Source organism: Peribacillus sp. Aquil_B1 (assembly GCF_022603275.1).
Lineage (GTDB): Bacteria > Bacillota > Bacilli > Bacillales > DSM-1321 > Peribacillus.
This window is the reverse complement of the sequence record NZ_JAKXEE010000004.1, coordinates 449792-463476: the sequence shown is the minus strand read 5'-3', so window position 1 is coordinate 463476 and position 13685 is coordinate 449792. Positions and strand designations below refer to the sequence as shown.

The 13685-nt window shown below is 33.3% G+C and carries 17 protein-coding genes; 2 read left to right on the top strand and 15 right to left on the bottom strand.

The window, feature by feature from the left end; translation table 11 throughout:
- Positions 1–379 precede the first annotated feature (379 nt).
- The 3 genes from MPH60_RS23540 to MPH60_RS23530 all read right to left on the bottom strand — a co-directional run bounded on the left by MPH60_RS23540 (position 380) and on the right by MPH60_RS23530 (position 2109).
- Positions 380–946 (bottom strand): hypothetical protein, encoded by a 567-nt coding sequence (locus MPH60_RS23540; RefSeq protein WP_241594039.1) that lies wholly within the window; start codon positions 944–946, stop codon positions 380–382.
- Between the two features lie 158 nt (positions 947–1104).
- Positions 1105–1335 carry a hypothetical protein gene (locus tag MPH60_RS23535; RefSeq protein ID WP_241594038.1) on the bottom strand — a complete coding sequence of 77 codons (231 nt, stop codon included), beginning with the start codon at positions 1333–1335 and terminating at the stop codon, positions 1105–1107.
- Positions 1336–1611: 276 nt separating this feature from the next.
- Complete coding sequence (locus tag MPH60_RS23530; RefSeq protein ID WP_241594037.1) at positions 1612–2109, bottom strand: LURP-one-related/scramblase family protein; 498 nt, start codon at positions 2107–2109, stop codon at positions 1612–1614.
- 539 nt (positions 2110–2648) lie between these two features.
- Here MPH60_RS23530 and MPH60_RS23525 point away from each other — a divergent pair.
- Positions 2649–3884 carry an IS110 family transposase gene (locus tag MPH60_RS23525; protein ID WP_202317492.1) on the top strand — a complete coding sequence of 412 codons (1236 nt, stop codon included), beginning with the start codon at positions 2649–2651 and terminating at the stop codon, positions 3882–3884.
- Positions 3885–4066: 182 nt separating this feature from the next.
- Here the strand turns inward: MPH60_RS23525 and MPH60_RS23520 are convergent, their stop codons facing one another.
- The 10 genes from MPH60_RS23520 to MPH60_RS23475 all read right to left on the bottom strand — a co-directional run bounded on the left by MPH60_RS23520 (position 4067) and on the right by MPH60_RS23475 (position 11210).
- Positions 4067–4354, bottom strand: a complete 288-nt coding sequence (locus MPH60_RS23520; protein ID WP_241594864.1) for a hypothetical protein — start codon at positions 4352–4354, stop codon at positions 4067–4069.
- A gap of 116 nt (positions 4355–4470) precedes the next feature.
- Positions 4471–4650: a hypothetical protein gene (locus tag MPH60_RS23515; RefSeq protein WP_241594863.1), complete on the bottom strand. Its 180-nt coding sequence runs from the start codon at positions 4648–4650 to the stop codon at positions 4471–4473.
- Between the two features lie 156 nt (positions 4651–4806).
- The gene (locus tag MPH60_RS23510; RefSeq protein WP_241615867.1) at positions 4807–5463 is read right to left on the bottom strand and encodes a VanZ family protein; all 657 of its coding nucleotides are present in this window, start codon (positions 5461–5463) and stop codon (positions 4807–4809) included.
- Positions 5464–5687: 224 nt separating this feature from the next.
- A complete protein-coding gene (locus MPH60_RS23505) occupies positions 5688–5840 on the bottom strand; it encodes a hypothetical protein (protein ID WP_241594851.1) in 153 nt (50 codons plus the stop codon).
- Between the two features lie 209 nt (positions 5841–6049).
- Positions 6050–6343, bottom strand: a complete 294-nt coding sequence (locus tag MPH60_RS23500) for a hypothetical protein (RefSeq protein WP_241594850.1) — start codon at positions 6341–6343, stop codon at positions 6050–6052.
- Positions 6344–6974: 631 nt separating this feature from the next.
- Positions 6975–7277, bottom strand: a complete 303-nt coding sequence (locus MPH60_RS23495) for a hypothetical protein (protein WP_241594849.1) — start codon at positions 7275–7277, stop codon at positions 6975–6977.
- 412 nt (positions 7278–7689) lie between these two features.
- Positions 7690–8241: a GNAT family N-acetyltransferase gene (locus MPH60_RS23490; RefSeq protein ID WP_241594848.1), complete on the bottom strand. Its 552-nt coding sequence runs from the start codon at positions 8239–8241 to the stop codon at positions 7690–7692.
- A 709-nt stretch (positions 8242–8950) separates the two neighbouring features.
- On the bottom strand, positions 8951–9274 hold the full coding sequence (locus MPH60_RS23485) for a hypothetical protein (protein ID WP_241594754.1): 324 nt from the start codon (positions 9272–9274) through the stop codon (positions 8951–8953).
- Between the two features lie 285 nt (positions 9275–9559).
- The gene (locus MPH60_RS23480) at positions 9560–10699 is read right to left on the bottom strand and encodes a DUF4030 domain-containing protein (protein WP_241594753.1); all 1140 of its coding nucleotides are present in this window, start codon (positions 10697–10699) and stop codon (positions 9560–9562) included.
- Positions 10683–11210: an RNA polymerase sigma factor gene (locus MPH60_RS23475; protein ID WP_241594752.1), complete on the bottom strand. Its 528-nt coding sequence runs from the start codon at positions 11208–11210 to the stop codon at positions 10683–10685. Before MPH60_RS23475 ends, MPH60_RS23480 begins: the two co-directional genes overlap by 17 nt.
- A 500-nt stretch (positions 11211–11710) precedes the next feature.
- Between MPH60_RS23475 and MPH60_RS23470 the strand changes: the two genes are divergently transcribed.
- Positions 11711–12127 (top strand): hypothetical protein, encoded by a 417-nt coding sequence (locus MPH60_RS23470; protein WP_241594751.1) that lies wholly within the window; start codon positions 11711–11713, stop codon positions 12125–12127.
- A gap of 349 nt (positions 12128–12476) precedes the next feature.
- Here MPH60_RS23470 and MPH60_RS23465 read toward each other — a convergent pair whose 3' ends face one another.
- Complete coding sequence (locus MPH60_RS23465; protein ID WP_241594750.1) at positions 12477–12641, bottom strand: DUF2197 domain-containing protein; 165 nt, start codon at positions 12639–12641, stop codon at positions 12477–12479.
- Between the two features lie 22 nt (positions 12642–12663).
- Positions 12664–13293, bottom strand: a complete 630-nt coding sequence (locus tag MPH60_RS23460) for a TetR/AcrR family transcriptional regulator (RefSeq protein WP_241594749.1) — start codon at positions 13291–13293, stop codon at positions 12664–12666.
- Between the last annotated feature and the right edge of the window lie 392 nt (positions 13294–13685).

Sequence of the window (13685 nt, the reverse complement as noted above, 5' to 3'; positions counted from 1 at the left end):
TACAATTATAAAATTGTATGGCAACAAATTCAAATCCATAAATTCTTTTAAAATTTTTTACTAGTAGTGTGCGGAACGCTCGTGCCCTGGAATATACATGCAGCATGGATATTCCGGAAAGGAATCCATTAGCCGAAAAAAGTATGGAGTTACTTGCAGCCATTTAGCTTAAGAACATTTATTTCATATTTTGATCATTTGCACAATCAGTTACTCCAGAATAGGCCCAATTAAAAATCAAACAGCACTTTACAACCATCCTGCTCCTTTAGTTCCATAGGAAAAAAAGGCTTGCCAAGCACCCGTTAGTTGCACAAAGAAAGAGCTGCCTTGAAGACAACTCCGATCTTCAGCCATGGCCCGTTAGTTCTAAAAGCTCTTAAAGCCCACCTTGTTCTAGACCGTCAATTTTTACCCCCCTACTCCACTCGCGATCGATTTTTAATTCATTATTGCTGGTGGATAGGGTTAGTTCTCCTTTTTTCTCATACATTTTAGATGAGCTCTTGTCATAAACTTTAAATGTCGTTGTATATAAGTAATCGATTGTGCCATCATCATTTTTACTTTGTTCTTTAAGTTTCACATCTTGTACTTCAATACTTTTATTAATTTGCTTGGATACCAATTCTGGTATTTGAAATTTACGGTTAGCGATTTCAGCATTATATTGATCTTCGGTTAAATATCCTTTAATCTTTTCAGCGATTTCATCAAATTTCGGGGGATTGGATGGATCTTTAACCGTATATAGTTCTGTACTATAATCTTTAAATAATTTTTCTGCCTCTTCTTCTTTGACCACATTTTCCTCTTTAACGGATTTTCCTTCTTTTTCCTCACCGTTTTCTTTGACGACATCTTTATTACAAGCAACTATACCAATTAACAATATAGACAAAAACAATAAACTAAGAATTTTCTTTATGATAGCCACCTCATTCAATTCAAATGAACCTACACTACATATTCTATACAAATTATGAATTACCCTTGTTGAACTAATCTGCCCCTATAACTCCATAAGAAAAAGCTGCCTTAGAGACAGCTCCGCTCTTCAGCTAACGCACCCGTTAGTTCAACAAGAATATATCAACGATTTTTTTACCACTCAAAATCCATATAAATTTCTGAAAGTAGTTTTTCTTCGATTGTTCCATATTTAAAAAGAGCCTCAGAAGTTTTAAACTCTTGAGTATAGGCACCTCTGACTCGGGTTAGATAATATGAACCTGGATTTTGGCTTATCCAATATTCTTCATTTTGATATATAAATGAGTATTCTTCCCCGATTGCTATACCTTCTTGGAACTCAATAAACTCTTTTAAAGTCATCTTCCCACCACCTGTGAGCTTTTATAAACTTATACCTCTTATTAAACTAACCTGCCCCAATAGGCATAAAGAAAAAGCTGCCATTAAGACAGCTCCGATCTTCAGACTGTTAGTTCTATAAGAAAAGCGAACCATATTCAAGAATCACGCTCGATTACTGAAGAACGAATATAAAACCTTGGTACGAAGTGGCCTTGTATTTATGATACGGTTCGCCGCACCTATTCAAGCAGTGACTTTTTAAAAACTGTTGGCCTTTTAATTTTACACTCTACTTTAAATCGACGCTGCTGAGGAAGCAGCTGCTTGATCAGCCTTCACACAATCAATTGCAACAACGAGTGCAATAATAATGGTTTCCATCTCTTCATCAATTATTTGAACCTTGTAGCTATCGCCCCAAGTGAACCACTCCTTGCCCACTTCACCTACGATTTTACCATGCTGTAAAACTTGAAAATCCATATCCCACCAATTTCCATGTACTTCAATGCCTGCCGCATCAATTGTATATCGTGCTTTAAAGAAGGAAAATTCCTTCTTTATTGTTAATACCTCTCGACCATTCACCTCAACCAAAAACTTTGGTAAAAAGCTTAACACCTTTTTCGTAATGAGTGCTACTTCATCTCTTGCTGTATTCATAATGGAGAAAGTCTTTGGAACTTGCATAAAACTTCCCTCCACGTAATATATATCCTCCTCCTGCTGATCCTTTACTGTAAATTTCCCGCTAAGACTGAATACCTTCTGCTTTATATAAAGCTGCCTCATACTTATGCCTCCCAACCTTAAGTCTTTTACATTACTTACGTTTGAAATGGGCATTGGTTCCAAACTCACGCATTAATTTCCAAATAATAGCTCCACTTAAAAGCGCCTTCTTTTCCGTTCACCACTATTTATTCTTAACTATTTACCTTTTGTAAAGTCAGCAATTCTTCCTTCGCAATCTGGCCCAATTGTTGAACAACTCCTTATGTACTCTTGAACTATCCTGCCCCTTTAGTGCCATAAGAAAAAAGCTGCCTAAAAGACAGCTCTGATCTTCAGCTAACGCACCCGTTCGTATTATAAGGTCATCCAGAAAATATTTCTGGTTGACCATTTTTTATATCGATATATGATAACCGTAGCCGGGGTAGAACGTCCGCACCCGTGGGATTTGATCCCGTCAACTAAACAGTTCGCCCCCTACTTGTAGAAACATGATTGAGGCTGGTTGGGACTATGATCTCGTATAACAAGCGAAGCTATGATACTACAAGAAGGAAATGGGGTACCGGTGACTTTATATTAGGAGGAGATAATTTATGAATCCAGTTGTTGGTCTGGATGTGGCAAAAGGGGAAAGTCAGGTTCAAGCTTTCTTGGATAAAAAGCAGCCTTACAAAAAAAGCTTTAAAGTAGCACATACTCTTGAAGGGTTAGCTATTCTCCTAGACTTTATTAGAGAAGTAGAAAATGTATCCGGGGGACGGCCCCCCATTGTATTAGAATCCACTGGACATTATCATACACCAGTTGTCCAGTTTTTCGAGGATATAGGGTACTTATTGATTATCGTAAATCCACTCATATCGTATCGAGCTAAGAGTTCTAGTTTACGCAAGGTAAAGACAGATGTTATTGACGCTCGTCATCTCTGCGAGCTGTATTATAAAGAGGACTTAGAGCCGTATAAACAGCGAGGAATCCAACTCTTAAACTTACGTAACCTTACAAGACAACACGAAAATATTACAGGCCTGTTTGTACAAACTAAATTACAATTTCAAGCAATTCTGGATCAAGTGTTTCCTGAATACCGTGGGGTTTTTGGTGACTTACATTCATATGTTTCTCTACTAACCTTACAAACATTTCCTACATCACAAAAAATCCTGGATACTGGTGAAGAGACAGTCGCCAAAAAAATAAAGGAATTATGTAAAAGTCGTTCGCAAAAATGGGCAGACAGTCAGGCAGAAAAATTGATGGCCGCCGCAGCTCAAAATCCATTTCAGAAAAACTTATATCATAGTCTGACCTTAAGCCTGGATATGTATATTAATATGCTTCTTGAATACAAAAAGCATCTATCCAAGCTTGAAGATGAGATAGATGCTTTAGCAAAAGGTATTGAAGAATGTAAGATTATCCAATCGATCCCTGGTATCGGTGAAAAAATCGCTGCCACGATAATTTCTGAAATTGGGGAAATTGATCGGTTTAATCACCCTAAGAAACTGGTTGCATTTGCCGGAATCGATCCAAGTGTTTTTGAATCTGGTACATTCAAAGGTACTTTAAATCGGATTACCAAAAGAGGTTCTAGTAGGCTACGACACGCCTTGTATATGGCTGTAAAATGTGCCATTCGTGATTGTCGCAAAAAGAAAACGACAGATGAAATCATTCCTCGTAACAAGAGATTACGAGAGTTTTATGATAAGAAACGTGAGGAAGGAAAGCCCTTTAAAGTAGCGGTGATAGCATGTGCCAATAAATTCTTACATTGGATTTATGCACTTTTAAAAAGCAAATCAACTTTCCAAGATCTAGCCTAGTTTTAAAGTATAACTAAACAGTCCAAAACTTTCCAAACAGAGAACCTTGGAGGGTTATTTGGCATACGCAAATTTAGTATAACATGAAACATTTTAAGTGTTTATTGAAAAATGTTGACAAACTATTGGCTGGTTTAGTTCATTAAGTAAAGCGATTCTTATTAAAGAGTCACACCCGTTAACTAAATAAAAGCTAACATAAAAAATGCAAAAACAGCTATTGGAAAAACAATAAAAAGACAATTTAGCACCTGTAAAATCCATATCAAAAGCGTATAATTTTTATCCATGGATTTTCTAATGTATGCAAAGGAAATTAAACCAATTATTGGTGTTAAAAAAGCTAAATCACCGTGATTAGGTGGAGAAGCATCTATCAATTCATCAATCAAAAATGAAATTAGGATAATGTTGATAAATAATAATAACAACGGAACCCATAGTTTAAACTTTTTCACCTTTTTAACCATAACTCCCTCCTCGTGACTACAATTTGGCCCTTTAGTTCCATAAGAAAAAGAGCTTCTGATCAGCTCCTGTTATGAAGTAAAGCACCGGTTAGTTTTAAAACAAATTATTTTCACATCTATTTATCTTCGTTATTACTTCTCTCATTATTTTGAAGATAAATCTTTTTAAGAGTTAAATTTATATTATTCAAAGCAATTAGAATAACCCCCAACATAACAAAGGTTACTATTTCCCCGGTAAACCAAGATACTATTCCTAAAATTACAGCATAAAGAATGTATAACCAATTACTCATTTATTCAATATCCTCCCTAATCTACATAATTAACTAATTTTACCACGAAATTTCTTTTTCTTTATGCAACTATCCTGCCCCGATAGTTCCATAAGAAAAAGCTGCCTTAAAGACAGCTCCGATCTTCAGCTAACGCACCTGTTTGTTCAATAAAATTTATAATTGAGTTCCTTTATCGTTATCAAACAATCTTGAATTCCCAGAGTTTAAATTTTGTAATATTTCGATTTGAAATTTATCGGCTAATTTAAATGTAAATTTATAAATGAAGTATCCAAGAATAACACCTAATACATTACAAATTACATCATCAATATCAACTGTTCTTCCCCAACCACCTGCTATTAGTTCAGTAAATTGTATAGATTCTATACTAATTGATATAACAAATCCGAATAGTACAATATTTTTTAAATCCTTTAATTTATTCCATATTATCGGTGATAATACACCCAAAGGCATCAATAATAATATATTTCCACCCACATTTCTAATAATTAGTTTAATCATAAACACGGTATCACCGTCATATGCAATACCTATTTTTTTAATATCATTTATAATTCCAACAAGTGGAATTAGATTTAAGCCAAACTTAATATTTTGCATATTAAAATCAATCCATAAAGCTAATGGAAACAGTGTAACGGAAACAACCATAAGTATGTATAAAACAAAAAGAAAATTAATAACTTCCCTTAACCAATATACTTGTTTTTCTTTTTTTAATTTAAACCCTATTAAAATACCTCTTCCATCCAAATAACATATAACTCCAATTCCAATAAGCAAACTACCATTAATTAAATACACTCCATCGACCCTTCCTTCCAGCTCAAACAAAACCTTATTTTACCATAAATTTTACCTTTGTTGGAATTTAATTCTGCTCGTTCAATTATCACCAATAAAACCAAGATTTTATTGCGTTTCTTATTGAACTATCCTGCCCCATTAGTTCCATAAAGAAAGAGCTGCCTTAAAGACAGCTCTGATCTTCAGCTAAAGCACCGTTAGCTCTATTCTGACTAACAACTTCACCAAATGTTCTTTATTAAGCGAATCATCATTCTTTGTATAAACATTAAGATGTTCCAAGCCACTTCAAAAAAGATTGAATCCCTAAGCTCAATTAGGATTTCTTTAAAAAAGCCGTTCTGCTTTTCTTTTTTTCTTTTTTTATTTTTCATCTGTCTAACTCCCAATCACTCAATTCTTGTTGCACTAAATAGTTTGACACTCCTTTACTTCATATATAAATCCATCAGCAAGGTCTCAATCTTTGTTTAACTATTCTGCCCCGATAATTCCATAACAAAAAGAGCTGCCAAAGCAACTCTCTTATTGAAGTAAAGCACCTGTTAGTTCTATAAAAAACATTACGAGCCACTTATAAATGCTATACCAAAAATACTACGAACCATATAAAAGCAATACCAAAATCTAATAACATCTGCCTCTTATTTTCCTTTTTTAAAAAACTTTCAAATCCATCTATTATTGAACCAATTCCTAATAAAAGAATTATATATTTTATGAAAATAAAATTAAAATCATTAATTATAACTAAGATTAAAATTAAGCCCATTAATATTCTCATTAAATATCCAATCAGTATAAATGGTTTAGTACGTTTAGTACTTTCTCTTTTTTCAAAAAACAATCCCATTACATATTTCAACTTATTTGACACTAAATTTCCCCCATAAACTACAAACTGAATTTAATAAACTATACCATAAAGCAAAAGGGTCTTCGTCAACTAACCTGCCCCTTAAGTTGCATAAAGAAAGAGCTGCCTTTAAGACAGCACCTATCGTCAGCTAACGCACCCGTCAGTTCATTAAGACTTATACAGAGTTGACACAAACTGTGTGGATTAAAAATTTGTCCTAACTGCTTAATCAGCATCTTTTTTTTTATAAAGAATCAATGCTACCTTGATAATTAAAACTATGAAAAGGGCAATACCCATACTAATATCTAGTGTTCCTTCGTCTTCGGGTTTATTAAAGAATCCATTAACTGTAGTGAATGCTAGAAGAATTATATAAATATATACTTCATTTTTTTGGAGAAATTTAATTGGGAATACCCCCTTTAGAGTTGAAAGTATTAGTAAATTATCAGCAACTATTTTATCTGAAAAGAGAGTAAATTGTTAGAGGCCTAATGTATTTTATAAGAAAGTACAGTACAGTTCGAATAAACTATGGTAATGAACTAACCTGCCCCGATAGTTCCATAAGAAAAAGCTGCCTTAAAGACAGCTCCTAAAGCACCTAAAATTAATCATTTGGATTTATTATGGCTAATAACCTGCTTTATGGTCCCGAAAGCCCATAGGCCAAAGCTAGTGCAAAAGTAAAAAAAGATAAAGCAATAAAAAATAGGCCATTTGATAAAACGCTGATTACTCTTATACCAAATTGCTTTGCCTTGGTTCCCAAAATCAAAGCCACTAAAAATCCAATATCAATTAAAAAAAATAAAAAAATGGATATCCTTAAATCTAAATTCGGTACCGATCTGCCGATAAAAAAAAACAGTAATGCAGCTATAACTAAAACAACAGTCAATATCAAAGGTATTGCTTCTTGTTTGTTCGATTTTCTTGTATTTTCCAAAACTTCACCCCTCCCCTCACAATACCAAAATTTACCTAAATGAAAAAGGGGATAATCTCTGTAAAATTTTTAAAAATTAAACATAGAAACACTCTAAAAAAGCAATCCGGCTTAGAAGAGTACTGTTATCAAATTTTGAGCTATTTAAAAACCAATCCTAGCAAGGTTCCATCAGTTGTTATAGCGCTTTGTGAATACACTGAGCTTATGGAACTAACCTGCCCCTTTAGTACCATAAGAAAAGGCCGCCTCAGCAACCTTCTTTATTGAAGTACAGCACCCTTTAGTAAAAGAAGTTCAGCCAGATATTTCTGGTTGAACCCCATTAAATCACCGTCGGTCCACCATTTAGCAAATGATTTAGCATATCTCCCTCACGAAAAAGGAATCGATTACAAATAAGCAGTATAATCTATAATCCTACTGAGTTTATAATTCCATAATATACTAGATCTTCAAATCGATTTTCTTTCCTCACATGGTCAATTAATATCCCTTCTTTTTTCAAGCCTAATTTTTGCATCACTCTTCCAGAAGCTGGATTTGAATTAAAGTAACGAGCAAATACTTTATGGTATTGCTTTTCTTCAAATGCAAAATGTAATATTGCTTGCGCTGCCTCTGTAGCATATCCATTTCCCCAAAATTTTTCACCTATCCAATAGGCTATTTCACCATGATTAAACTTTTGGTTGTTAGATAGCGCTATAGCACCATATAATTCTCCACTTTCCTTATCTGTTATAGCAAATTCATATGATTTATTAGCATTAAAATTATTAAGATGATGCTCAATCCATGATAAAGCATCCTCTATAGAGTATGGATAAGGTAGGTACAATGTATTTTTATAAATATTATAATTATTACAAAGTTTAGTAACAGCTACTGCATCAGATTTTTGAAAAAGTCTTAGTACTAGCCTTTTAGTGGTAATTGTTTTATTTAGATTATCATATATCATAAGAATCCCCCCTAATTTTGGATACTAATCCTTACATATATTTACTATAATTATCCAAAAGTTCTTATTCAACTAACCTGCCCCGATAGTTCCATAAGAAAAAGCTGCCTTAAAGACAGCTCCGATCAGCTCCGATTTTTAGCTAACGCAACCATTAGTTTACCCATTTATGAATTTCCCTAATGAATAAACCAATAAAATTAATAATTGATAAAGAGTAAAGGGGATTAGTGTAAGGAATGGGATGTACTTCATTTTATGTTGTTCTTTCCTTATCACAGCGAAAATCGTACATATAATAGAAATACCATACAGGCTCAAACTACTAATTAGTAATATATCACTAAACTTAATTATTTCAATTGCAGCAAATAAAAGTAATGGAGCCATAACTCCAACTATGGCTGACGTAAAACTAAACATATTTTTCTTCATTTCAATTTCCATCCTCAATTCAATTGATAATGGTGGGGGCAGCCACACATCTTGAACTATAGCACAAGTTAGCTTAATAAAATTATCTCTGTTAATCACTCTTTTTTTAATAATAGATTTCTTGTCTTATTCAACTAAACTGCCCCGTTAGTGCCATAAGAAAAAGGCTGCCTCAACAACCTTACTTATTTTGATACAGATAGGTAAGGGTTTTACGTTATCGATCCCTTTTCCCCCTGTTCACACCAGTACGCAGCAAATATTAGGAAATTTTTTAATGAATTAGGGAGGACAGCCATTCAACTAGATAACCAATATACCAAGCAAAAAATATACTAAATGTCATAAATAGATTCCCTGCAATCCCAAACAAGGAAAATTCATTATTGTATTTTGAACCTATCCAAGCCAAGATGAGACCAATTGGATTCATAATAAAAGTCCAAGCCCAAATAGGAAACCCTTGATCAAGTCCTATATTTTGACTAGGAACCAAAAAGAATATAAACCAAAACAGAATTCCTAATAAAACACAAACCATTGATAAAATACTCCAATAAGATTTCCTTAATGGCAAAACTTCTTTTTTTTCATTCATACATTATCCTCGTTCCTATCTCCAAAATATAATCACCTTCCGATAAATATCCTAACAGAAATACTTCTATACTTATGTAAGGAAAATATGCCACTGTGCATTTCTTTAATCAACTAACCTGCCCCTTTAGTTCCATAAGAAAAGAGCTGCCTTAAAGACAGCTCTGATCAAGAAAAAGGCTAGCACAGCAACCTTCTTTATTGAAATAAAGCTGTTTTTAAAAGAAGTTTGCCGAGTATCCCACTAGTTAATTTCATCATAAAAAATCTATATTCCTTGTTGAACTCACCCCTCAGGTGAAATGACCATGAAATCTTCACCATTTTCCATTAATAATTTGATTGTATATGGATCTCCTTGCATTTGTTTTTTAACGTCGGGTAAAGCTAGATACGTCTTAATAGCATTTTCAAGCTCATCTAGTAATGGTGTGCTAGGGGTAGTAGTCCAATTTGTTCCTAAGTCGATATAGGCATGGCCCTTTTTCACTTGATAAGACAAGCCAGTGACTTTGTAAGTCGATTTACCAGCTAGAGATTCATGGAGATCGCTAGCAATATAAGACCAACGACTGTCTTGCTTTCGATGTTCCAAGTTAAAAGAATGGACTTTAATATCTTTGATATCTAGATTTTGTGCTTCGATTTCTTGTTGAATATCTGAGATAATAGAATTTCGTTCTTTAATATGATCAGGCATATCTAACAGTAAAATGTTTGAAAACCATGTTTGGTTCAAACCTGCTAATTCATAATTGGCCTCTTCCTCATATCCGTATTTAGTAAAAACATCGAATACGATTTGACGTAAAGAATCGTACATAACTCGCCTTTTAACATCTCTTTTTGATAAGCTAGTAGATCTTTCAGATGATTCAATATTTCTAATCAGTAAATTATAGTCGTCAATTCCATGATTACTTAATGTTTCTTTCACCAATGGAGTAAGTTGCTCTTTTGCTTCTTTTAGTTGTTCGTTAGAGAGTATGAGACTAATATCAATAGTAAATGGATCATAAATCGATCCTACAGAGTCCACCTTGTATCCTTGATTTTCTATGAGCTTTATCAGTTTTTGATGAAGATTTTCATCTATATTATTAGCTGAAAAACTTGAAGTAATTTTCAGTGGCATAATTTTAGCTGCAATTTGGGCCATAGCTGGAGAGACAAATGTAGAGCCAATAAATAAACCCAATAATAATATCAACGCGATTCCAGAGTATGTCAATTTTCTGATCAAACTTACTTTTTTGATACGAGTTGATAGGAGGGGATTCTTATTTCTCTTTTGGGACTCCAACTTTTCAATATCAGTAAAGATTCGTTTTTTCAGTTCTTGTTTTTCTTTTGTTTTCCACATTAGATCGGCATTTAACTTCTTAAAGGAACTATCAAAATCAGTATCTTCATATTGTTTTTTCATCCAAATACCCCTCCTTTATTAATTGTTTTTTCAATGCTGGAATGGCTCTAAAAAGAGTCGATTTAACTTTACTCTCAGACCAGCCCAATATCTTTGCCGTATCCTCAATAGAAAAACCTTTGATTTTTCTTAAAACGATCACCTTTCGATATGTATCTTTGATTTCCCCTAACGCTTTATATAGTTCAAATGAATCCTCTTTTATTTGAATCATTTCTTCAGGCAATGAGTTATTGTCCTTTTGCAAAAGAAATACTTCTTTAAAGAATCTGCTGGGTTTACGTTTTCTTAAAAAATCGACCGTTAAATTGTGAGCGATACTGAATAGCCATGTTTTTTCACTCGAATGCTGATTAAATGAATTATGATATAAATACGCTTTTACAAAGGTATCATGGGTCAAATCCTCTGCTTGTTGATAATCCTTAACCATCAATAAAATAAAACTTAAAATGGATTTACTATGTCGGTCATACCAATCTGCAAGTTCTTCTTTTATGTTCTTCGACAAGTTACCAACCCTCCTTTTCTTGAATGTTCAATACTTAGACGTATTAGCTAAATAAAAGTTGTGTTTTTGCATTAAAAAAATCTCTAAAAGTTTAGATTAGAGATTTTTTCGTTCTTTTATAGAACTGACGTTTATATCATCTTAGAAATAAGGTGAAAAACATGCTCCAAGCTCATGTTTTCCTCCTTAAAATAGTTTCCTCGTTAGATCTGATATTTAGGTATTCCTTATGGAACTATCCTGCCCCGTTAGTTCCATAAGAAAAAGCTGCCATGATTTCCCGACAAAAGGCCTGGTATCAACGATGTATCAAATCCTGTATATTGGATAATTCGATGCCATTTTAAACCCATTGATATCACTGGGTTTGTAAAAATTTATGTAAACTAGCTCTACATATCATATTCATATTTTATTTTAATAAAAAAAGATAGTTTGCTTTAATAACTTCTGGTAAATTAAAGAAACGCAGTTACAAAAAGTTATATAAGGGGAATTTCATGAAAAAGAAAAGTTATTTAAAATTATTAATTATTTTTGTACTTTTGGGTGGAGGAGTATATTGGTATTACAACAGTATTGCAATCTGGGGTACATCTGAAAACGGAATGTGGAAAGCAACTTATAAAAAGAATCAAGATCAATATGTTGAAAAGGGTTGGACTGGCACCCTTAAGCAACAGTCTGGAGATAAAGTTACTGTAGAAGATATAACTTTTACAGATAATAATAAAAATCTAATGTCTGTAGGAGATTTTGAAGAAGGAATAGCCGAAGACGGTGAAGAAACGGTATTATACCCATTTTCTGCAAGATTTTATGGTGGAGATAGGCCTAAGAAAGGGCATATTTATAAAGTTCATGTTACTTGGAAGGATAAAGGAAAATCCCATACTGATAGTTTTCATCTTAAATAATTGAAGATGTGTATGACCCACACCAAAAGCGACTAATCCTTCTGTCTTTGAGATTCCATAATCTATGCGGTATGGTCGGTGGAAAAGGACAAGTTTCTCCTTGGTAAGTTCAATTATACCCAACTTATCCATTTTTTTTGATTGTATTTTAAAATAAAGTTTAATCATATTGTTATTAAAAACCTTGGTAGACGAAAAGAAAGAGCGTGTTTTGAAAAAAGATTGACCAAAACACGCTCTTAATATATTCAATTGAATGATTCTTTTATAAAATTGTTTTATCATTTTCCATAGTTTTTAATGAACTAACGCATCCGTTAGTTTAAGTACAATCCTTCACAATCTATTACTATCTAAAGAAATTTTTGATTGCTTCAATGCGTATTTTATGACCACAATCATCGCAACAAAAAGTCCTACTCTTTCTTTCCTTAAATTGTTTATATTTTAGTGAACCTTCGTATACTCTGAATATTTTTTTACAACTATAACAAAGTACCTCATAGTAAATCATTGTTATCCTCCTATGTGACACATTACTTTTTAGTTGATTTATCGAAGATTGTAACCAGTTCTCTAGTATACTCCTGAACATCTAAATGTGGCTTTCTCATTAATTCAATGGTGAACCCGTCAATGGCATTTCTTATTGTTAACGCCATCACCCTTGCCGATGGTCTTGTAAATTCTCGGAAAATTCCTTCTTGCATCCCTAGGGTGAGAATATTTTCAATTGGAAGTAAAATAGTTTCATCATGGTCTGCTGCAAACCGAAGTTTACCATCAGCAGTTCTCTGATTAGAAACCGTTTCTATAACAGCGAAAACATGCTTCCGATTTTCATCTACGAATGTAAGATTGGATTCAATATACACCCGAAGCATTTCTTTAGGAGATTTTTGAGCTTCTATTCGTGGAGCAATATATGATTGCCAAGCCATATAGTATTCAATAGGTATTTGCTCCAATAATTCCTCTTTATTTGCAAAGTGATAAGAAATAACCCCCTTACTGATTTTTGCACGTTTTGCAATTTGTCCTAAAGAGGCTTGAGCGTAACCTACTTCTGCGATTGTTTCAATCGCACATTCCACAATTTGAGCTCTACGAGCTTTTTCGATGAATGACATTTGTTTTTGGTTAGTTGGATTATTTTTTTTACTCATGTTCTTATTTTAGTACAGTCGTACAAAAAAACCAAACAAAAAAACATTTAGGTGAAGATTATCTAAATGTTTTTGAACCCCTTTATACAACTATCCTGCCCCTTTAGTTGCATAAAGAAAAAGCTACCTTAAAGACAGCTCCGATCTTCAGCTATCGCATCCGTTAGTTTAAGTGTATTCATTCACAATCTTTTATCATAAGAAAAAATTGCCGTTAGACTATACATCCATCCTTACTTTTCTAGACACTCATTCACCTGCATTCTATTGTTAAGTACAAAAAAATGTACTAAGGCAATTTTTATTGCCTTCTTCAAAAAAATTAGAATTGGATGCATTCTAGTATATGTAACAAACACTCAATACGTTTTTATTATCTAATGAGATGGATT